This window comes from Streptomyces sp. NPDC002853, from assembly GCF_053591915.1.
Window position 1 is genome coordinate 1 of the sequence record NZ_JBSFUS010000016.1, and the last position, 21,386, is coordinate 21,386.

The following is a 21,386-nucleotide window of genomic DNA, read 5'->3' on the forward strand; positions in this document are numbered from 1 at the left end:
TTTCCCTTTCCGGCGAGTCCGACTCTATCAGATCCTTTCGGGCCTGATTCCCAGTCAGCGGGGCTTGTCTTCCCGGCTGTTGGGCCGTTCCGACGTCTCAAACTCTAGCGGTTCTTCCCGGTTACTCATAATCGAGTCCTGGAATTGAATTCGGGCATGCCGAAATCGTTCCCGGGGGATGTCGTGCAGAGTTTGGTTTGCCGCGTCTCAGCGGCGGAAGGTGCTGTCGCAGAACCGTTACGGCTCCGTGGCAACCCGAAGAACCTTACGGATCGGCCAGGTGACTGTCAAACGCCGAGGTCGAGCGCTCGTGTCCCCTCTGTACGGCCGCTCAGTCCAGGTCGGTGAGGCGTCCGCCCGCGTCCGGCTGGGCGTGCTCCACCCTGCGGAGAAGGCGGGTCAGTACTTCACCGAGGGCTCCGCGCTCCTCCTGGGAGAGGTCCTGAAGGAGGTCCTCCTCGAACACGGTCGCGAGGCGCATCGCCTCCAGCCACTTCTCGCGGCCCTCCGAGGTGAGCTCGACGATCACTCGTACGCGGTTGGACTCGTCGCGGTCCCGCGTCACCAGGCCCTCCGCCACCATGCGGTCGATGCGGTGGGTCATGGCCGCCGGCGTGAGGCCCAGGCGCTTCGCGAGCTCGCCGGGTCCCATTTGGTACGGGGCGCCGGAGAGGACGAGGGCCTTGAGGACCTCCCACTCGGCGTTGCTGATGCCGAGGGTCGCGGTCTGGCGCCCGTAGGCGACGCTCATCCGCCGGTTGAGGCGGCCGAGGGCCGAGACGATCTCCTCGACCTGGGGGTCGAGGTCCTGGAACTCCCGCTGGTAGGCGGCGATCTGCTCTTCGAGTGTCGGCTCACTGGGGCCGGGAGTGTCACCCATGGCCGCAGTATGGCACGCCCTCACTTGGCGTTGAAGTTCTTCGGTGTGTATTGTTTAGACTCTAACTTTAGCTTCGAAGTCTTCACGTCTAACTCCTAAGGCAGGTGAAAGTGACCAGGGCGATGGGCGCAGCGATGCGTCGTATTCAGGTAGGCAGCGCACTGAGTGCGTTTGGTGTCGGGTTCACGGTTCCGTTCCTCTACGTCTATGTGGCGCAGGTGCGGGATCTTGGGGCCGGTACGGCGGGCATCGTGCTCGCCGCGTTCGCCATGGCCGCGCTGATCGTCCTGCCCGTCACCGGGCGCGTCATCGACCGGCGCGGCCCGCTCCCCGTACTCATGGGAGCCGCGCTGACCGCCTCGGTGGGCGCCCTGGCCCTGGGCTTCGCGAACAGTGAGCCGACCGCGATCGTCTCGGCGGCCCTCCTCGGCGCCGGTACCGCGGTGATGCAGCCGGCGCTCGCCACGATGATCGTCTGGTGCTCGACGCCCACCACGCGCACGCGTGCCTTCGCGATGCAGTTCTTCCTGCAGAACCTGGGCCTGGGTATCGGTGGCCTCATCGGCGGGCAGATCGTCGACGAGCACGACCCGGGCAGCTTCATCACGCTGTTCTCCGTCGAGGCCGTGATGTTCCTGGTGCTCGCCGCGATCGTCGTCACCGTGCGGCTTCCGCACGCGCCGTCCATCCAGGACGCCGTGCCCAAGGACGGGTCCGCGCCGCAGAGCGGTCTGCGGGCGCTGCTCCGGCACAAGGCGATGGTGCAGCTGTGCGTGCTGGGCTTCGTGCTCTTCTTCGCCTGCTACGGACAGTTCGAGTCGGGTCTCTCCGCGTACGGCGTGGAGGCGGCCGGGATCTCGCCGTCGACGCTCGGCATCGCGCTCGCCGCCAACACGGCCGTGATCGTCATCGCGCAGTTCGCCGTCCTGAAGTTCGTCGAGCGGCGCAAGCGGTCGCGGGTGATCGCCGCCGTCGGTCTGATCTGGGCCGTCGCGTGGATCGCCGCCGGCTATGCGGGGATGGGGCACGGCAGCCAGGCCATGGCGACCGCCGCGTTCATCTCCACGTACGCGCTCTTCGGGCTCGGTGAGTCGATGCTGTCGCCGACGGTCGCGCCGCTGGTCGCCGATCTGGCGCCGGCCGGGATGGTCGGTCAGTACAACTCGGCCTTCGCCCTGGTGAAGCAGCTGGCGCTCGCGGTCGGTCCCGCCGTCGGCGGTCCGATGGGGGCCGCGCTGCACGGGCCGTACATCGTGACGTTCCTGCTGTTCTCGCTCGGCATCACGGTGCTCGCCGTGCGGCTTGGCAAGCAGCTCACTCCGCTGCAGAACCAGCCGTACGTGGCCAAGAGCCGGGTGGTCGCCCAGGGCGCCCCCGAGCCCGTACCGGCGAACTCCTAGCCGCTACGCGCGCGGCAGGGCGAATTCGCACCAGACCGCCTTGCCGCCGCCCGGTGTGCGCCGTGAGCCCCAGTTCGAGGCGATCGTGGCGACGATGGCGATGCCGCGTCCCGCCTCGTCCGCGGGCTCGGCGCGGCGGCGCCTCGGCAGGTGGTCGTCGCCGTCCGTCACTTCGATGATCAGGCGGCGGTCCGTGCGGCGCAGCCGCAGGCGCATCGGCGGGGTGCCGTGCTGGAGGGAGTTGGCGACCAGTTCGCTGGCCGCGAGGACACCCAGGTCGTGCAGTTCGGGCGGGAAGCGCCAGCTGGCCAGGACGCCGGTGGCGAAGGCACGCGCGCGTGGCGCCGCTTCCACTCCCCCGAGCAGCTCCAGGGCCGCGTTGCGGAACAGCTCCGCGTTCAGGCCGGTGCGTGCCGGGTGCTGGAGGACGAGGACCGCCACGTCGTCGTCGTGGTCGGCCGTCACGCCCAGGGCGCGGATCAGCCGGTCGCACACCACCTGGGGTGTGCCGGTGGCGCCCGCGAGGGCGCGTTCCAGTGCCGCGACGCCTTCGTCGATGTCCTCGCTGCGCCGCTCGACCAGGCCGTCCGTGTAGAGGACGGCGGTCGAGCCGGGGCCCAGCGGGACCGAGCCCGAGGTGTGCAACCAGCCGCCGGTGCCAAGGGGCGGGCCCGTGGGCTCCTCCGCGCGGTGGATCGTGCCGCCCTCGTCCCGTACGAGGATCGGCAGGTGCCCCGCGGAGGCGTACACGAGGCTGCCTTCGTTCGGGTCGTGCACGGCGTAGACCATGGTGGCGATCTGGCTGGCGTCGATCTCCGCGGCGAGGCCGTCCAGGAGCTGCAGGACCTCGTGCGGGGGCAGGTCTAGGCGGGCGTACGCGCGCACGGCGGTGCGGAGCTGGCCCATGACGGCCGCCGCGCGGACGCCGCGGCCCATGACGTCGCCGATGACCAGGGCGGTGCGGCCGCCGCCGAGGGTGATCACGTCGTACCAGTCGCCGCCGACCGCTGCCTCCGTGCCGCCCGGTTGGTACGTGGCGGCGATGCGCAGGTCGTCCGGCTGTTCCAACTCCTGGGGCAGGAGCGAGCGTTGCAGGGTGACGGCGGTCTCGCGCTGGGAGCGCTCGCTGGCCCGCAGCCGCTCGGCGGCCTCCGCGTGGTCGGTGACGTCGGCGGCGAAGACGAGGACACCGTCGTCCTTGAGTCCCGTGTCCGAGCCGCTCACGGAGAGCGTCACAGGGGTGCAGGTGAAGGTGTACGACCGGCCGCTCGCCGCCTTGCGGGACTTGACCGTGCGCAGCTTGGAGCTGCGCAGGACCTGGTCGAGGAGCGGCAGCAGGCCGAGCTCCTCCAGCTCGGGCAGCGCCTCGCGGGCGGGCTCACCCACGGGGCGGTCGCCGAACGCGGTGGCGTACGCACCGTTGACGTACGCGATGCGGTGGTCGGGGCCGTGCACCAGGGCGACGAGGGCCGGAATGCGGTCGAGCACCTCACGGGTCGGCAGTTCGTCGACGCCCGCGGCGGCGGGGGTGAGGGTGGTGGCTTCCGGGCCTCCCTCGACGCGGGCCGCGGGAACGGCGCTCTCTGCTCGCTGTGGCGGGGAGATCCCCAGGTCGGTGCGCGCCGCGGCGCGGCGCTGCGTTCCGGGGAGCCGGGCGCTCCAGCGCGTGAAGTTCACTGCGGTAGGCCTCGTGATGTCGCTTCTGGATCGGGCGGGGATTTCCGGCGGTCCTGGCCCGCCCATGGTCACACGAACAGTCTGGCCGACCGGACTGACATCCGTCAGACGCCGGTGTCGTGCGGGGAGTTCCTGCCTCCGGTCAGGAGGACTCCTTCGGGCTTCTGCCCCCGGCCGCGAGTTCGAATTCCGCACGCGGGTGCTCGAGCGACCCCAGGGAGACGATCTCGCGTTTGAACAGGCCGGACAGGACCCATTCGGAGAGCACCCGGGACTTGCGGTTGACGGTGGGCACGCGGCTCAGGTGGTAGACGCGGTGCATGAACCAGGCAGGGTAGCCCTTCAACTTCCGTCCGTAGACATGTGCGACGCCTTTGTGCAGCCCCAGGGACGCGACCGAGCCCACGTACTTGTGCGTGTACTCCTTGAGGGGCTGTTCGCGCAGGGAGGCGGCGATGTTGTCGCCGAGCGTCCTGGCCTGGCGTACCGCGTGCTGGGCGTTGGGGGCGCACTCCTTGCCGGGTTCGTCGGCCGTGACGTCGGGGACCGCTGCCGCGTCTCCCGCGCCCCACGCGTGCGTGGCGCCGTTCACCGTCAGCTTCGCGGTGCAGTCGAGGCGGCCGCGTTCGTTCAGCGGCAGGTCGGTCGCGGCGAGCACCGGGTGCGGTTTGACGCCCGCCGTCCACACGACCGTGCGGGTGGGGAAGCGCGAGCCGTCGCTCAGCACGGCGACCCGGTCCTCGCAGGAGTCGAGGCGGGTCTCCAGGCGTACGTCGATGTTGCGTCGCCGCAGCTCACGGACCGTGTACTTGCCCATCTCCGCGCCGACCTCGGGGAGGATGCGCCCGGAGGCCTCGACGAGGATCCACTTCATGTCCTCGGCCTTGACGTTGTGGTAGTACCGCGAGGCGTAGCGGGCCATGTCCTCCAGCTCGCCGAGCGCCTCGACGCCCGCGTAGCCGCCGCCCACGAAGACGAAGGTGAGGGCCGCGTCGCGGACCGCGGGGTCGCGCGTCGACGAGGCGATGTCCATCTGTTCGATGACGTGGTTGCGCAGGCCGATGGCCTCTTCGACGGTCTTGAAGCCGACGCCGTGCTCGGCCAGGCCGGGGACGGGCAGGGTGCGCGAGATGGATCCGGGGGCCAGGACGATCTCGTCGTACGTGATCTCGACGGCGCCCGAGCCCTCGTCCGCGGTGGCGAGCGTGGTGAAGGAGGCCGTGCGCTTGGCGTGGTCGACCGACTCGACCTGGCCGATGACGATGCGGCATCTGTCGAGGACGCGGCGGAGCGGGACCACGACGTGGCGCGGCGAGATGGAGCCGGCCGCCGCTTCGGGCAGGAACGGCTGATAGGTCATATAGGGATCGGGCGTCACCACCACGATCTCCGCTTCGCCCCGCTTCAGCTCCGGCTTCAGCTTCCGCTGGAGGCGCAGCGCGGTGTACATGCCGACGTATCCGCCGCCCACAACGAGAATGCGCACAGGTTCCTTCACCATCCCATGACGCACCCAGCTCTTGAGTTTGTCCACAGGCTCGACAATTTGTTTGACCGGTCATCGTGCGCGACGCGCCGCCGGGGCTTTGCCGGCGCGCGGGAAAGGTGCGCAGGTCAGCAGGGGGAAGAGGGGAAAGGCAAGGGGGTGCAATCGGGTCGGAATCGGTGCGTACTCCGATCGGGGGGCGGTCCGTGCGGAACCCGCCTCTTCTGAATTGACTCTGGCTCAACTATGTTCGTGTGTCGTCGGGGTGTCGGGGGATGCGCTCGTCGGGTCGGGCTACGGGGCTCGGCGCCGGGCATGCTCCTCACACTCCGGTTAGTCAATGGCGGGGAGTGTCTCCGGGGGGAGACGTCATTACCGGGGGAACGCGTATGCATATTCAGGAATCTCACTGGACTTCGAGCACGGCGTCGGCATCAGCCGTCGCCACCAGCGGGAACGGACGCGACATGGGGGACGGACCGCGTTCGACGCCGCTTCGGGTGGACGCACAGCGCAATCTCGAGCACGTGCTTCGCGCGGCGCGCGAGGTCTTCGGCGAGCTGGGTTACGGCGCGCCGATGGAAGACGTGGCCCGGCGCGCACGGGTCGGCGTCGGCACGGTCTACCGCCGCTTCCCCAGCAAGGACGTGCTGGTGCGGCGCATAGCCGAGGAGGAGACCTCCCGGCTGACCGACCAGGCGCGTTCGGCGCTCGGGCAGGAGGACGAGCCGTGGTCGGCGCTCTCGCGCTTCCTGCGGACGTCCGTCGCGTCGGGCGCGGGGCGCCTGCTGCCGCCGCAGGTGCTGCGGGTGGGCGTCGCGGACGAGGTCGCGGGGGTACGGGACGACGAGGCGCGTGTGCCGCAGCAGCGGCAGGCGGCTCCGGCCGGTCCCGAGCTGCGGCTCGTCGAGCAGCGCTCGGCCCCGGTCGAGGAGTCGGCGGCCGACGATCCCGGGGCGGTCGCGCTCCTGGACGTCGTCGGGCGTCTCGTGGAGCGGGCACGTGCGGCGGGCGAGCTGCGCGCGGACGTGACCGTCTCGGACGTGCTCCTGGTGATAGCGACGGCGGCGCCCTCGCTGCCGGACGCGGCCCAGCAGGCGGCGGCGTCCTCGCGGCTGCTCGACATCCTGCTGGAAGGGCTGCGCTCACGTCCGACGGCCTGACGCGGCACAACGGCACGGCAGTACCGCGCCCTAGCCGCACAGAGTCTGCACAAGTTCGTCACGTGGAAGGCTCAACTGCCGCTCTGCGCAGGGCGGTTGAGCCTTCCCCGAATGAGTGAACGGTAGTGCTCGATTGCGGGAAGTCGCCCCGGAAGGGTGGTTGCCCGTCATCGCCGTCCGTCGTAGCGGAACGTTGTGGCAGTCTTTCCCGGATGGCCGGGTCTGAGTGTGCAAGCGGGGGCTTCCGCGATGAGTGGTGACGGGCGGGACGAGTCGTCCTCCGCCTCGGGCGGGGAAGCCACGGGGCTGCCTCCCCGACAGGTGCCGAACCAAGGCGGGCCCGCGGCCGCCGCTGGCCCCGGGGGCACTGATCCGAGCGTTCCACCGCAGCGTGAGGGCCTTCGAGGCGAGGGTCCGCCGGCCGACAGCGACCTGATCACCCGGATGCGGGCGGGCGACGACACCGCGTACGAAGAGCTGTACCGAAGGCACGCCGAAGCAGTCCGCCGGTACGCCCGCACCTGCTGCCGTGACGCGCACACCGCCGACGACCTCACGGCGGAGGTCTTCGCGCGGATGCTGCAGGCCGTCCGCGGCGGCAGCGGCCCCGAGCACGCGGTCCGCGCCTATCTGCTCACCACGGTGCGCCGCGTCGCCGCCGGGTGGACGAAGTCCGCGAAGCGGGAGCAACTGGTCGAGGACTTCGCGGTGTTCGCCGCGCAGGCCTCGCGCAGCTCCGAGGTCTCCGACGACGACACCTTGGACCTGGGCGCGGACGTGCGCGCGATGCACGAGGCCGAGCAGTCCATGGCCATGCAGGCGTTCCGCAGCCTTCCGGAACGCTGGCAGGCCGTGCTGTGGCACACGGAGATCGAGGACGAGTCCCCGAGTGACGTCGCCACCCTCTTCGGGCTCGACGCCAACGGCACCCGGGTGCTCGCCAAGCGGGCGCGCGAAGGCCTGAAGGAGGCGTATCTCCAGGCCCATGTGAGCACCACGCTCACCGCCGACGAGGAGTGCGCCCGGTATGCCGACCGGCTCGGCGCCTACGCACGCGGCAGTCTGCGCACCCGGGCCGAGCGCGGCCTGCGCAAGCACTTGGAGGAGTGCGCCAAGTGCCGCCTGGCCGCCGGCCAGATCAAGGAAGTCGCCAGCGGCATCCCCGGGGTCGTGCCGATCGCGGTCATCGGCTGGTTCGGCGCCGCCGGGTACGCGAAGGTGGCCGCCCTCGTCGGCGGTGGCGCCGCGGGTGCCGCGGGCGCCGGTGCGGCGGGCGCGGCAGCGGCGAGCGGAGGCTCGTCCGGTGCCGCGGCGGGCGGCGGTGCCGCGGCCGAGGGGCTCGGCGCGCCCGCGAAGGCCGGTATCGCCGCGGGTGTGGTCGTCGCGGCGGCGGCCGCCGTGGCGCTGGCCCTCACCGCGGGCGGGGACAAGCCCAAGGACCTGCCGAGCTCCGACAAACCGCAGGCCGTCGAACCCGTCGCGCCCAGCAAGCCGCCGCCCCCGGACCCGAAACCGAAGCCGGAGCCCGAGCAGCCGGTCGCCGAGGCGAAGCCGAAGCCGAAGCCTCCGGCGAAGTCCGCTCCCGAGCCGAAGCCGGCCCCGACGCCCACCGCGAAGCCCAAGCCCCCGGCCCCGGACCCTGAGCCGAAGCCGAGGCCGACTCCCACGCCGTCGAAGCCCAAGCCCAAGCCGCCGCCTCCGCCGCCGCCCGCTCCCGCGGTCTACCAGTGGAGCGAGCTGCGGTACGGCATCGTCGGTGACGGCACCAAGCCCGAGATGCGGCTCGGCGAGAGCAGCTGGGTCTGGCAGCGCTCCGGCATGTCCATCGCCGACAAGCAGTACGGCCACGGCGTGACCGTCCACGGCCAGTCCTCCGTCACCATCGACCTGAACCGCACCTGCTCCTCGTACGAGGCGGTCGTCGGCGTCGACGACATGACGATGGGCCTCGGCAAGGTGCGGTTCTCGGTCTTCGGCGACGGCGCACAACTGTGGCGGTCGCCGCTGATCAAGGGCGGGGACCCGGCGGTGCCCGTGCAGGTGAACCTGACCGGCCGCAAGACGATCCGCCTGGTCGTCGAGCCTCAGTCGCCGTTCTCCTCGGCCGCACTCGCGGACTGGGCCCAGTCGCGCTTCCGCTGTACGTAGACCGCGGGCGACGCCGTACGTAGACCGCTGGCGACGCCGTACGTAGAACGCGGGCGGCTCAGGCCGGTGCCGTGCGGGTCAGTTCCGCGAGCGCCTGGTCCGCGGTGAGCCGCGCGCCCGCTGCGGACTCCGCCTCGTACCGCTCGGCGCCGATCGCCGCCAGGGCCGCGACCCTGGTCTCGTCGGCCTCGGCGCGTTCCGGCATCGGGCGCGGGTGGCCGCTCCGCAGCCGGGTGCCGAAGGCGAGCAGGCGGGCCGCGCGCGGGTGATCGCCGAGTCGGCTGACCAGGGTGGCCCCGCCGTCCACCAGGCCGGCGACGACCACCTCCGCGCACCGGTGGTCGAGGGCCGCTCGCAGGCCCTCCGCGAGCAGCGGCAGCGCATGCTCCGGGCCGGACTCGGCGGCCACGACCCTGGCTTCCACGCCCTTCAGGGCCGCGTCGAACTGTGGCGGCGGCGTGCCACGCGCCGCCTCGTCACGGGACGCCTCGAACAGGGCGCGGGCCCGGGGAACGTCACCGTCGTCCAGTGCCATGAGCGACTGAAGGAGACGCATGAAGGCCCGGGAGTCCGCCACTCCGTAGCGATCGGCCTCGATGCCCGCCTCGTGCAGGATCTTCACCGCCACCGCGCGGTCACCCTCGCGGTACGCGATCTCGGCGAGGCGGACGAGCAGGAAGGGTGTCTCGGCGTAGGCACCCACCTCGTAGGCGAGCCGCAGCGCTTCGTCGTACTCCACGCGCGCCTCGTCGTGCAGGCTGCGCACCATCGCGGCCTCGCCCGCCGCGCTGGACACCTGGGCGCGCATCCAGCGGTCGCCCGTGCGCCCGGCCAGCTCGCGCAGCTCGGCGAGGTCATCGTCGACCCCGGAGAGATTGCCCGGGGCGTCGACGGCCAGGTGCGTGCGGAACATCAGGCTGACGCCGATCTCCCAGTCGCCGCCGTATGTGCGGCAGTTGGCGACCACCTCGTCCATGGCGGGCCTCGCGGCCTCGGAGCCGTCGAGGAAGAAGGTGGCGAACGGCCAGATGAGGCCGGGGAAGCGGGTCGCCGCGGGCACCGCCCCCGCGAAGGCGTCCCGCACCTCCGCGACGTACGCGCGATAGCCCTCATCGGCCATGGCGTCCGACGGGCTGGAGTCCACCTCCAGGAAGATGTGCAGCAGGCGCAGGCTCATCCAGGACCAGTGGCGGGGCTCGTCCCACGAGCCGTCCGCACCGGCGTCAGGCCGCTCGGACGGCAGCGGCGGGGCGAGGACCAGGAGGCGGGTCACCCATTCCATGGCCTCATTGCGGTAGTTGCGCAGCCACCAGAACCAGCCGATGCCCAGGACGATCGCCAGGGCGTCGTCCTCCTCGCGCGACTCGATGGTGCGCTGCATGGCCGCGCGGAGGTTGTCCAGCTCCGTCTCCAGGCACTGGATCCACGGGAGTTGCTCGGCCGAACGGAGCAGGGGCTCCGCCTGCTCGACCAGCGCGCGGAAGTACGCGGTGTGCCGTCGGGCCGCGGCCGTGCGGAGCTCCGGGCGCTCGGCGGCCCGCTCGGTCGCGTACTCGTGGATGGTCTCCAGCATGCGATACCGCATGTCGCCCTTGGCCGTGGGCTCGGCGATGAGCAGCGACTTGTCCACCAGGGCGCCGATGAGGTCGGCGGCGGGCCCGGTGCAGACCGCCTCGGCCGCCGGGAGGTCCCAGCCGCCCGCGAAGACGGACACCTCGCGCAGGACCGTCCGCTCGGACTCCGAGAGGAGGTCCCAGGACCAGTCGACGACGGCCCGCAGGGTCTGCTGGCGTGGCAGGACCGTGCGGCTGCCGCTGGTGAGGAGGCGGAAGCGGTCGTCGAGCCGGTCGGCGATCTGCCGTGGGGTGAGCAGGCGCAGACGGGCCGCGGCCAGCTCGATGGCCAGCGGCAGGCCGTCGAGACGGCGGCAGATCTCGGCGACGGCCTCGGTGTCCTGGTCCGGGGCGAAGTCGGGGCGCACGGCCATGGCGCGCTCGGTGAAGAGGCGGTGCGCCGGGTCGGGCGGGAGGGGCTCGACCGGGCGGACGAACTCGCCGGGCACGCCGAGGGGTTCACGGCTGGTGGCGACGACGGTGAGGTCCGGGCAGTGTGTGAGGAGGGTGTGGGCGAGGTCGGCGGCGGCCCCGATGACGTGCTCGCAGTTGTCAAGGAGCAGGAGCAGGCTGCGCGGGGCGCAGTACTCGATGAGCAGGGCGGTCGGGTCGCCCTGCGGCAGCGCGGAGAGCTCGCTGGTCATCAGCACGGTCTCGCGCAGACCGAGCGCGCTGACGACAGCGCCGGGCACCGCCTCCGGATGGTCGAGCGGGGCGAGCTCGGCCAGCCATGCCTGCGGATGCCCGGCGGCGGCTTCCTCGGCGAGGCGGGTCTTGCCGGATCCGCCCGGTCCGGTGAGGGTGACCAGGCGTGCTCGTCGCATGTCAGAACGGATGGCGGCGAGTTCGGGTTCCCGGCCGACGAAAGAGGTCAGGCGGGGCCGGAGGTTTCCTTTCCGCCGAGGCCGCTCGGGACGCTCCGGGCCGTCCGAGCGAGGCTTGTTCGGCGCGCTGTCCGGGCCCTCCGAACGCTGCTTGTTCGCCGGACTCAACGGACTCCCCGGCCCCACCGGGCTCTGCGGCCCCATCGGGCTCCCCGGCCCCACCGGGCTCCCCGGACTCCTCGGGCGCTCCGGGTCCGCCGTGTTCCCCGCGTCCCCGGCGTCCCCTGCGTCCCCCGTGTTCGCCGGACCCTCCCGGTACTCAAGCCGCTCCGAGCCCCCCGCACGCCGCCCATCGAGAGCCGCGGTGCCCGGCACGCTCCCCTCCGGGTCGAGCAACTCCGCGTGCAGGGCTCGCAGTTCCGGGCCCGGGTCCGTGCCCAAGGCGTCGGCGAGCGTGCGGCGCGCGTTCTCGTACGCGGCCAGGGCGTCGGCACCCCGGCCCGCTGCGCGCAGGGCGCGGATCAGGAGGGCGTGCAGCGTCTCGTCGTACGGCTGGGCGGCGGTGAGCTCCCTCAACTCCGGTACGACGTCGGAGGCGTGGCCCAGAAGCAGCCGGGCCTCGACGCGCGCACGGGTCGCGTCGGCGAGCAGCGCTTCGGTGCGGGCGGCCGCGCTGCGGTCGGGCAGGTCGGCGAGGGCGGGGCCGCGCCACAGGGCGAGCGCCTCACCGAGGAGGTCGGCGGCTGCCGCCGGGTCGTGCCGGCCGAGCGCCATCCGTCCTTCGCTCACCAGGCGTTCGAAGCGGTGCAGGTCGACGTCTTCGGGGGTGGCGGTGAGGCGGTAGCCCCCGGGGTCCGACGCGACGGCGGTCCTGCCCAGCGTGCGCCGGAGGCGGCCGACGAGGGCCTGGAGGGCGGCGGGAGCGTCCGTGGGGGGCTCGTCCTCGGCCCATACCTCGGCGATCAGGGCTTCTACGGGAACCGTGCGGTCGGTACGGAGCGCGAGGGTGGCGAGGAGCGCGCGCAGCCTCCGGCCCCCTACGGGCAGGGGCGCTCCTTGTTCGTCGTACGCCTCGGTGGCGCCCAGGATTCTGTACCGCACGGGGTCATTCTCGCCGGTCGTGAGGGTTGAGGCGCGAGGGTTTTCTCTCCCCTGGCGAGCCGCTCTCCGCTACCTCGACGGCCCGGTACGGGATGCTCCGCCCCGCGGGCACCGAATGCCCCGGCTAGCGCCCCGCCCCCAAGGCCCCCCGCTGCGGCACGACACTCCCCGTGGGGACGGCCTTCTGCCGCGCGGGTGTACCCGTCCAGCACGTGCCCCTGCGGGACAGCAGGCGGCGCAGCCACAGCTCCGTGGAGACCAGGTCCGCCAGGCCGTCCAGCGGCAGTGGCTCGCCCTCGGCCGCCGCGCGCAGTGCCTTGCGGACGACGCGGGCCTCCACCAGGCCCGCCTGTGCGAGCAGGGGCGTGTCGAAGAGGGCGAGGAGGTCGTCCACCGCCACCCGCAGACCCGTCCGCGCCGCCGCCGCGGACGACGCGTGGGACGGAGCGCCCCAGCCGGGCGGCAGGTCGGCCACCCCGGCGCCTTCGAGGACCGTGCGCAGGATCGCCGCACGTGCCCCCGGCTGGACGCGCAGGGCCACGGGGAGCGCGCGGCAGGCCCGGACCACCTGGTTGTCCAGGAACGGCGCGTGCAGCCGCTGGAAGCGGACCTCGGCCGCCTGTTCGAGGACGCGCAGGTCGGCCGCGTGCCGGGCGAGCGCCGCGCGGGCCCGGAACTCCCCGGGCCGCTGGCCGGGACCGGCACCGGGGCGTCCGGTCGTGTCCTGGAGGCGAACCGATACTTCAGCGAGGGCCTCGCCCGTCAGCCACCGCGCGGCGGGCCCTGGCCTCGCCCACGCGAGACCGGCGAGGGACGCCCCCACCGCCCCGCCCGGCTCGTCGAACCGGCGCTGCAGAAGACGCTCGGCGAGCGAGTCGACGCCCGCGCGGTAGGACATCCGGGCCAGCTTGCGCGCGGCGCCGTACACGCGCGCGGGGACCATCACGGAGCCCGGGGAGCCGTCCGCCTTCGCCAACGCCGCGACGGGGCGCACCAGATGGCGCCGCCTGCGGTCCATCAGGAGATCGGCGAGGCGGGCCGGATGCGCGTCGAGCACCTGCCGCGCGCCGTACCCCGTGAAGTGGTCCGCGCTGCCCGAGGAGAGCCGCGCGCGGTGGCGCTGTGCCGTGACGAGGGTGGCGCTCGGCTCGTCCGTCAGAGGGCCCTCCAAGTCCGCGTAAGGGAGGGCCTCTTCGCCCGCGGCCACCACTACGTGATGCAGGCGGGGGTTGGCCGCGATGACGCCCGCCCGCTCCAGCTCCGCCTCACGGCCGTTGATCGCGAGGTCGTTGAAGGTGACCGCGAGGAGCCGCTCCCCCGCGCCGGTGCCATGCCCGAGGACCGTGCCGGGCATCCCCGGGAGCCCCGCGGCGAGCAGTGCGAGCGTGCCGGAAGCGGGCCCTCCGGAGAGGTCGGCGCCGATGCCGGGCACCGGCATCCCGCGCGCCGCGCGCCGCTCGGCGGGGCCCATGCCGGGCACCGGGCCGGGGTCGACCTCCGATGCTCCGGGGACGTGCCGCGGGGCGCCGAGGCGGGCGCGCACCGCCTCCACCAGCGCGTCACGGACGCCGTCCACCGCGGCGGTCGCGTCGGCCGCGGGCGCGGCGACCGCGAGGGACGCCACGTGTTCGTACCCGGCGATCTCCCGGCTGCCGGCGCGCAGGATCAGGGCGTGCCCCGGGGGTACACGGCGCACGCCCTGGTAGGGCGTCGAGTCGTGCAGTGCCTCCGGTACGTCGGGCGCCGCGAGGAGTGCCGCGAGGTGACCGATGTCCAGGTGGGCCTCGATGAGGTCGGCGAGCGGCAGCGCGGCCGTCGCGAAGGCCGTGCCTTCGGCCCAGGGGGTGTAGAAGACGGGACGCGCGCCCGCGAGGTCACCGGCGACCATGACGCGCCGCCCGACCTGGACGACCGCGGTGTAGCTCCCCGACCACGCGGTCAGGTGCCGCAGGGCGCCGCCCCGGGCGGCGAAGAGGCCGACCCGCAGTTCCTCGTCGCTCGCCCCGCAGGTGCCGAGGACCGCGATCCGCGTCTGTTCGTCCGCCTGCACCGTGCGCACCTCGTCGGCGCGCCAGTCACCCACCGCCCACAGCGGATCCGGGTCACCCCAAAGGAGTTGGGAGCCCACGGGATGAACGGTCTCGCCGTTCTCACCGGTGGCCCCGGCCGAGCCCACCACCGCAGGCTGCACGGCAGTGCTGCTCCACCCCACCAACCACCGCATCGTTGCCTCCACAGGCTGTGGACAACCAGTGCATCGAAGAACTGGGGTCCCATGCTGCCACGAAGGAGGCGCGCGGGAGTGGCTACGGGGGTGCTCACGCTCCCGTTAATCTGCCGCGAGGGAGCGGTACTTGAAAGGCGCGACCACGGCGCATTCTTTGCGCTGGGGCGCACGACCCCGGCGTCCGAAGAGGCGATTTTCGGCCAAATCGGGGGTTGCCACGGGCGCGGCGGAACCGTAATCGGCAACACACAGTCCGGGAGGCGGTGTTCGCCCCCCGGACCGGTCCGCCGCCCGCGGGGATGGAGGCGGCGGTGTCCCCCAGCCCACTGACTCCAGCGCAGCGGGCCGACCCACGCACCGTCAATGGAATCGCTCCCCTTATGGCCGGTGAAGAGCGCACACGCAGGCGCACGGCCACACACCCGGAGCACACCCCGGCACTCCCCCGCTTCCCTACCGGCAACAATCTCGCCATACGGAACTGCGCCTCTTAACGCTTGGGATTCGGCGAACTACGCTGTGTGTGCTGATGTTTTCGCGGAGGCATATACCTGGGGGCTCGGCCAAATGCTCTTGCGGCCGAGGTTCCGGGCCACGGCGGTCGTAGTCGCGGACGCCGCTGCCCCTGGGGGAACGCAGCACGCATGCCGCGCGGTCAAGCCATCGCGGCAGCCGTCTGTGTCGAGGGGTGGCGCATGTCCAGGGAGCAACGCGGGCCGAACGAAAAACTCGGCACCGTTCTCGCCCTCGCGGGAATCAGCAATGCGGGACTCGCGCGCAGGGTCAACGACCTCGGCGCTCAACGCGGGTTGACGCTTCGATACGACAAGACGTCGGTGGCCCGGTGGGTGTCCAAGGGCATGGTGCCGCAAGGCGCCGCGCCGCACCTCATCGCCGCGGCCATCGGGCAGAAACTCGGCCGCCCCGTCCCGCTGCACGAGATCGGCCTCGCGGACGCCGATCCCGCGCCGGAGGTGGGCCTGGCCTTCCCGCGCGACGTGGGCGCCGCCGTGAAGTCGGCGACCGAGCTCTACCGCCTCGATCTGGCGGGCAGGCGCGCGGGCAGCGGCGGCATCTGGCAGTCGCTCGCCGGCTCCTTCGCGGTGAGCGCGTACGCCACGCCGGCCTCGCGCTGGCTGATAACCCCGGCCGACAGCTCGGTCGCCCGCGACGTCGTCCTGGACGAGCCCCGCGAGATGGGCCTCACCGACGACGGCGCCGGCGGCGCGAACAGCGGGCATCCGATGAAGGTCGGGCACAGCGACGTGGTGAAGCTGCGCGAGGCCGCCGAGGACGCCCGGCGCTGGGACTCCAAGTACGGCGGCGGGGACTGGCGTTCGTCGATGGTCCCGGAGTGCCTGCGGGTCGAGGCGGCACCCCTGCTGCTCGGCTCGTACTCGGACGAGGTGGGCCGCTCGCTCTTCGGGGCGTCGGCCGAGCTGACCCGCCTCGCCGGGTGGATGGCCTTCGACACCGGCCAGCAGGAGGCCGCCCAGCGCTACTACATCCAGGCCCTGCGCCTGGCCCGCGCGGCGGCCGACGTGCCCTTAGGGGGGTACGTCCTGGCCTCCATGTCCCTCCAGGCGACCTACCGCGGCTTCGGTGACGAGGGCGTCGACCTCGCGCAGGCGGCCCTGGAGCGCAACCGCGGTCTGGCCACCGCCCGCACGATGAGCTTCTTCCGCCTCGTCGAGGCACGCGCGCACGCGCGCGCCAACGACGCGCAGGCGGCGGGAGCCGCCCTCCGGGCGGCCGAGGGATGGCTGGAGCGGGCCAGGGACGGCGACAACGACCCGTCATGGCTCGGTTTCTACGGATACGACCGCTTCGCGGCGGACGCCGCCGAGTGCTACCGCGACCTGAAGGCACCCCGCCAGGTACGCCGCTTCACGGAGCAGGCCCTGTCACGTCCCACGGAGGAGTTCGTGCGCTCGCACGGCCTGCGGCTCGTGGTGTCGGCGGTCGCCGAGCTGGAGTCGGGGAACCTCGACGCGGCCTGCGAACAGGGCACACGCGCCCTGGAGGTCGCCGGACGCATCTCGTCCGCGCGGACCACGGAGTACGTCAAGGACCTGCTGCACCGCCTGGAGCCGTACGGGGACGAGCCGCGGGTGGTGGAGCTGCGGGAGCGTGCCAGGCCGCTGCTCGTGGCCCCCGCGTAGTCCGCGTTCCCGTGCACCATCGGATTCCGCGCGCCGCCGTAGCGGCAACAGCATTTACGCGCCCTGTAACCCTGCGGTCCTCGCCGGGTTTGAGGGCGTTGTCAGTGGCGCAGTGCACTATCGGGGTGGGAGGTGATGCGGGATGGTCCGGGCCGTGGCGTACGACTGCGATGTGCTGGTGATCGGCGGCGGGATCGTCGGTCTGTCGACGGCGTATGCCATCACGCGTGCCGCGCCGGGGACGCGGGTCACCGTCCTGGAGAAGGAACGCGGCCCCGCCAGGCACCAGACGGGACGCAACAGCGGGGTCATCCACAGCGGGATCTACTACCGCCCCGGCTCGCTGAAGGCGCGGTACGCGGTGCGGGGCGCCGCCGAGATGGTCAAGTTCTGCGCGGAGTACGGCATCGCGCACGAGGTCACCGGCAAGCTCATCGTCGCCACGGAGCGCTCCGAGCTGCCCCGCCTGCACGCCCTCGTCCAGCGCGGCCGGGAGAACGGCATTCCGGTGCGGGAGCTCGGCCCCGCCCAGATCTCGGAGTACGAACCGGAGGTGCGGGGCCTCGCCGCGATCCAGGTCGGCACCACGGGGATCTGTGACTACGGCTCGGTGGCGGAGCACCTCGCGGACGCCTCCGGGGCCGATGTGCGGTACGGCGCGGAGGTCGTCCGCATCGACCGGCGCGCGGGGCTCGGGGTGGCCGTCCGCACGGCCGACGGCTCGGTGGTGCGGGGAAAGGTCCTGGTCAACTGCGCGGGACTGCAGTGCGACCAGGTGGCGATGCTGGCCGGTGACGACCCCGGGATGCGGATCGTGCCCTTCCGTGGGGAGTACTTCGACCTGGCGCGGCCCGAGCTGGTGCGGGGCCTGGTGTATCCCGTGCCGGACCCGGCCTTCCCCTTCCTGGGGGTGCATCTGACGCGGGGCATCGGCGGCGGGGTCCACGTGGGGCCGAACGCGGTGCCGGCGCTGGCCCGCGAGGGGTACGGATGGGGTGTGGTGCGGCCACGGGAGCTGGCGGGGACGCTGAGCTGGCCGGGGTCCTGGCGCCTCGCCGGGCGGCACTGGCGGTATGGGGCCGGGGAGCTTCGGCGCTCCCTCTCCAAGGAGGCGTTCACCACGGCCGTGCGGAGGCTGCTGCCCGCGGTGACCTCAGATGATCTTGTGCCGGTGGCGGCGGGGGTGCGGGCGCAGGCCGTCCTGCGTGACGGGACGCTGGTGGACGACTTCCTCATCCGGGAGGGGGTGCGGACGGTCCACGTACTGAACGCGCCTTCGCCTGCGGCGACGGCTTCGCTCCCGATCGGGCGGGCTGTGGCGCGGCGAGTGCTTGCGGCTCTGTAGGGGCGGTCCCTGCGGGGCCTTCCCCGATCCCGCCCGCCCCCTTCCACTGAAATAGCCCGTCCGGCGTTTGAGGACGAACTCGGCGGAGCCGGTGATGACGGCACCCAAGGCCCCGGGCCAGATAAAATCGCCCCACTGTGCCTGAGTCGAACCCCGCCCCCGAGCGTCCCCACGCCCCCCGCCCGAAGGGCGAGCCCCGCTTCCCCGACGGGCCGTCGCCCGACCCCGCGGGGTCGCACTTCGAGCGCCGTATCCGCAGCTTCCAGCCCCGCAGGAGCCGTGTCACCACCGGCCAGGCGGACGCGCTCCAGCGGCTGTGGCCCAAGTGGGGCCTGGACATCGACGGGCAGCGGGTCCTCGACCTCGCCGAGCTGTTCGGCGCCGGACGTCCCGTCGTACTGGAGATCGGCTTCGGCATGGGCGAGGCAACCGCCCAGATGGCCGCCGACGACCCGGACACCGGCATCCTCGCCGTCGACGTACACACCCCGGGCCAGGGAAACCTCCTCGGCCTCGCCGAGCGGAACGGCCTGGACAACGTCCGCGTCGCGAACGGCGACGCCGTCATCCTGCTCCGCGAGATGCTCCCGCCCGCCTCCCTCGACGGCCTGCGCGTCTACTTCCCCGACCCCTGGCCCAAGGCCCGCCACCACAAGCGCCGCATCATCCAGCCCGATTTCCTCGACCTCGCCGCACCCCGCCTCAAGCCCGGCGCGGTGCTGCACTGCGCGACCGACTGGGAGCCGTACGCCGAGCAGATGCTGGAAGTCCTCACCGCGCACCCCGCCTTCGAGAACACCGAGGCCGACGGCGGGTACGCGCCCCGCCCCGCCTTCCGTCCCCTCACCCGTTTCGAGGGCCAGGGTCTGGACAAGGGGCATGTCGTCCACGACCTGCTGTTCCGCCGTACCTCCGGCCACGAGGGCTGAGACACCGTCGCGGGCGGGCCCCGTCCCTCGTTAGGGTCAACGGGTGGCCACCCGTTCAGCGCACCCTCACCCCCCGATGCCCCCCGCAGGGCCCGCCGGGCTGCGGCACGCGCGCTGGTGGCAGCGGCGCGCGATACGCGCGGCCGCCCTGGTCACGCTGCTCGCCCTGTCGGGCCTGGTGATCCTGGCCCTGGTCAGGGAGCAGACCGGCACGCAGGGCTTCCTGGTCGGGCTCGGTCTCGCGACGCTGCCCGTGCCGCTCCTGGTGGCCGCCTTCCGCTGGCTGCAGCGCGTCCAGCCGGGCCCCTGGCGGAATCTGATCTTCGCCTTCGCCTGGGGCGCCTGCGCCGCCGCCCTCATAGCCATCGTCGCGAACAGCTTCGCGACCCGCTGGATAGCCACCGCCACGGCCGACCCCACCAGCGCGGACACCCTCGGCGCGACGGTCATAGCCCCGATCGTCGAGGAGAGCGCGAAAGCCGCGGCCGTACTGCTCGTCTTCCTCTTCCGCAGACGCGAGTTCACCGGCATCGTCGACGGCGTCGTGATCGCCGGGGTGACCGCCACCGGCTTCGCGTTCACCGAGAACATCCTCTACCTGGGCAGCGCCTTCGGCACCGACCAGCTCAACGGCGAGACCGGGCTCACGTCCGTGACGGCGGCGACCTTCTTCGTGCGCGTCGTGATGTCGCCCTTCGCGCACCCGCTGTTCACCGTGCTCACCGGCATCGGCTTCGGCATCGCCGCGCTCGGCACCGGCCGGCAGAACTGGCGGCGCGTCCTGCTCCCGCTCGCCGGACTGCTCCTCGCCATGGGCCTGCACGCCCTGTGGAACGGCTCGGCCAGCTTCGGGGAGTACGGCTTCTTCGCGGTGTACGCGACGTTCATGCTGCCCGCGTTCGGTCTGCTCACCTGGCTGGCGATCTGGACCAGGCAGCGCGCCCTGCGCGTCGTGCGCGCGGAACTGCCCGCCTACGCGATCGCGGGCTGGCTCACCGCTCCCGAGCCGTACGCGCTCGGCACGATGCGCGCCCGCACCCTCGCCCGCGACTACGCCTCGTACACCCAGGGCAAGGCCGCGGCCCGCGCGGTCGCCCAGTACGAGGCGTACGCGACGTCTCTCGCGCTCCTGCGCCACCGGGGACGCCGGGGCAAGGCGGGCGCCGACTTCGTCGTACGGGAGCGGGAGTTGCTGCACGCGCTGTGGGAGCGCCGCGAGGCCGCGCGCCCCGCCCTGGCCTACGCGGCACGCGCGACGGCACCCGTACTCGTACCGATGCCGCCGCCGTACGGATACCGGCAGCCGTACCCACAGCCCTACGCGCAGCCTTACGCGCCACAGCAGCCCTACGCGCAGCCGCACCCCTACGGATATCCGCACGCCCAGCCGGCGATGCCCTACCCCGCGTACAACCCCTACCGGGGCTAGGCCGAGGCCGCCGTCAGCGTCGACAGCTCGGCGTCCGTCAGTTCGAGCTCGCCCACCGCGAGCAGCGCGGGCAGCTGCTCGACCGTACGGGCCGACGCGATCGGCGCCGCCACCGTCGGCTGGGCCGCGAGCCACGCGAGGGCGACCGTCGCGAGCTCGGCGCCACGGGCCTCGGCGACCTCGTCGAGCGCGGCGAGCACACGCCGGCCGCGCTCGGTCTCCAGGTGCTTGCCGGCGCCCTCGGCCCGCGCGCTGTCGACCTTCGCACCCGGGCGGTACTTGCCGGTCAGGAAGCCCGAGGCGAGCGCGTAGTACGGGACGGCGGCGAGGCCCGAGCGGGAGGCGACCTGCTCCAGCGGGCCCTCGTACGTGTCGCGCGAGACGAGGTTGTAGTGCGGCTGAAGGACCGAGTAGCGCGCGAGGCCCTCGCGGTCGGAGAAGTCCAGGAACTCCTGGAGCCGCTCGGGGGTCACGTTGGACGCGGCGATGGCGCGCACCTTGCCGGACGTCACCAGGTCGTCGAGCGCGCCGATGACCTCCTCGACCGGGACGGCCGGGTCGTCGTAGTGCGTGTAGTAGAGGTCGATGTAATCGGTGCGCAGACGGCGCAGCGACTCCTCGGCACCGGCCTTGATGGTGTTCGCGGACAGGCCCTTGAAGTCGGGGTGGGCACCGACCTTGGTGGCGAGCACGACGTCGGAACGGTTGCCGCGCGCGGCGAACCAGTTGCCGATCACGGTCTCGGACTCGCCGCCCTTGTTGCCGGGCACCCAGGCCGAGTAGACGTCGGCGGTGTCGATGAAGTTGCCGCCCGCGGCGGTGTAGGCGTCGAGCACGTCGAAGGACTGCGCCTCGTCGGCCGTCCAGCCGAAGACGTTGCCGCCCAGGGCGAGCGGGAAGACCTCGAGGTCGGACGAGCCAAGCTTGCGGAGAGAAGTCATGAGGGGATCAACACCTGTACGGAGCATGGAATTCCGTACGACCCCCGCTTTCGGGGAGGAG

General features: G+C 72.5%; 13 protein-coding genes. 7 read left to right on the forward strand and 6 right to left on the reverse strand.

Features of this window, described 5'->3' with window-relative positions; translation table 11 throughout:
- Positions 1-331: 331 nt before the first annotated feature.
- Positions 332-880, reverse strand: coding sequence for a MarR family winged helix-turn-helix transcriptional regulator (locus tag ACWD02_RS36545; RefSeq protein WP_451219198.1), 549 nt, complete (start codon positions 878-880; stop codon positions 332-334).
- Between the two features lie 122 nt (positions 881-1,002).
- Between ACWD02_RS36545 and ACWD02_RS36550 the strand changes: the two genes are divergently transcribed.
- Positions 1,003-2,280, forward strand: a complete 1,278-nt coding sequence (locus tag ACWD02_RS36550; RefSeq protein ID WP_451219201.1) for an MDR family MFS transporter — start codon at positions 1,003-1,005, stop codon at positions 2,278-2,280.
- 3 nt (positions 2,281-2,283) lie between these two features.
- Here the strand turns inward: ACWD02_RS36550 and ACWD02_RS36555 are convergent, their stop codons facing one another.
- Both ACWD02_RS36555 and ACWD02_RS36560 read right to left on the reverse strand, forming a co-directional pair.
- On the reverse strand, positions 2,284-3,957 hold the full coding sequence (locus tag ACWD02_RS36555) for an ATP-binding SpoIIE family protein phosphatase (RefSeq protein WP_451219204.1): 1,674 nt from the start codon (positions 3,955-3,957) through the stop codon (positions 2,284-2,286).
- A gap of 142 nt (positions 3,958-4,099) precedes the next feature.
- A complete protein-coding gene (locus ACWD02_RS36560; protein WP_451219207.1) occupies positions 4,100-5,458 on the reverse strand; it encodes an NAD(P)/FAD-dependent oxidoreductase in 1,359 nt (452 codons plus the stop codon).
- A gap of 374 nt (positions 5,459-5,832) precedes the next feature.
- Between ACWD02_RS36560 and ACWD02_RS36565 the strand changes: the two genes are divergently transcribed.
- Positions 5,833-6,606: a TetR/AcrR family transcriptional regulator gene (locus ACWD02_RS36565; protein ID WP_451219210.1), complete on the forward strand. Its 774-nt coding sequence runs from the start codon at positions 5,833-5,835 to the stop codon at positions 6,604-6,606.
- 249 nt (positions 6,607-6,855) lie between these two features.
- Positions 6,856-8,754: a sigma-70 family RNA polymerase sigma factor gene (locus ACWD02_RS36570; protein ID WP_451219213.1), complete on the forward strand. Its 1,899-nt coding sequence runs from the start codon at positions 6,856-6,858 to the stop codon at positions 8,752-8,754.
- A gap of 58 nt (positions 8,755-8,812) precedes the next feature.
- Here the strand turns inward: ACWD02_RS36570 and ACWD02_RS36575 are convergent, their stop codons facing one another.
- The gene (locus ACWD02_RS36575; RefSeq protein ID WP_451219217.1) at positions 8,813-12,292 is read right to left on the reverse strand and encodes an AfsR/SARP family transcriptional regulator; all 3,480 of its coding nucleotides are present in this window, start codon (positions 12,290-12,292) and stop codon (positions 8,813-8,815) included.
- 124 nt (positions 12,293-12,416) lie between these two features.
- Positions 12,417-14,516 carry an asparagine synthase-related protein gene (locus tag ACWD02_RS36580; protein WP_451219220.1) on the reverse strand — a complete coding sequence of 700 codons (2,100 nt, stop codon included), beginning with the start codon at positions 14,514-14,516 and terminating at the stop codon, positions 12,417-12,419.
- 698 nt (positions 14,517-15,214) lie between these two features.
- On the opposite strand from ACWD02_RS36580, the gene ACWD02_RS36585 reads away from it, so the two are divergent.
- The 4 genes from ACWD02_RS36585 (at position 15,215) to ACWD02_RS36600 (ending at position 20,384) form a co-directional block, all read left to right on the forward strand.
- On the forward strand, positions 15,215-16,681 hold the full coding sequence (locus ACWD02_RS36585) for an MFS transporter (protein ID WP_451219222.1): 1,467 nt from the start codon (positions 15,215-15,217) through the stop codon (positions 16,679-16,681).
- A gap of 142 nt (positions 16,682-16,823) precedes the next feature.
- Positions 16,824-18,026 (forward strand): L-2-hydroxyglutarate oxidase, encoded by a 1,203-nt coding sequence (lhgO, locus tag ACWD02_RS36590; protein ID WP_451219225.1) that lies wholly within the window; start codon positions 16,824-16,826, stop codon positions 18,024-18,026.
- A gap of 137 nt (positions 18,027-18,163) precedes the next feature.
- Positions 18,164-18,955 (forward strand): tRNA (guanosine(46)-N7)-methyltransferase TrmB, encoded by a 792-nt coding sequence (trmB, locus tag ACWD02_RS36595; protein WP_451219228.1) that lies wholly within the window; start codon positions 18,164-18,166, stop codon positions 18,953-18,955.
- 76 nt (positions 18,956-19,031) lie between these two features.
- Positions 19,032-20,384, forward strand: coding sequence for a PrsW family glutamic-type intramembrane protease (locus ACWD02_RS36600; protein ID WP_451219231.1), 1,353 nt, complete (start codon positions 19,032-19,034; stop codon positions 20,382-20,384).
- Here ACWD02_RS36600 and ACWD02_RS36605 read toward each other — a convergent pair.
- Positions 20,381-21,325, reverse strand: a complete 945-nt coding sequence (locus ACWD02_RS36605; protein WP_451219234.1) for an aldo/keto reductase — start codon at positions 21,323-21,325, stop codon at positions 20,381-20,383. The genes ACWD02_RS36600 and ACWD02_RS36605 overlap by 4 nt on opposite strands.
- Positions 21,326-21,386: the final 61 nt, after the last annotated feature.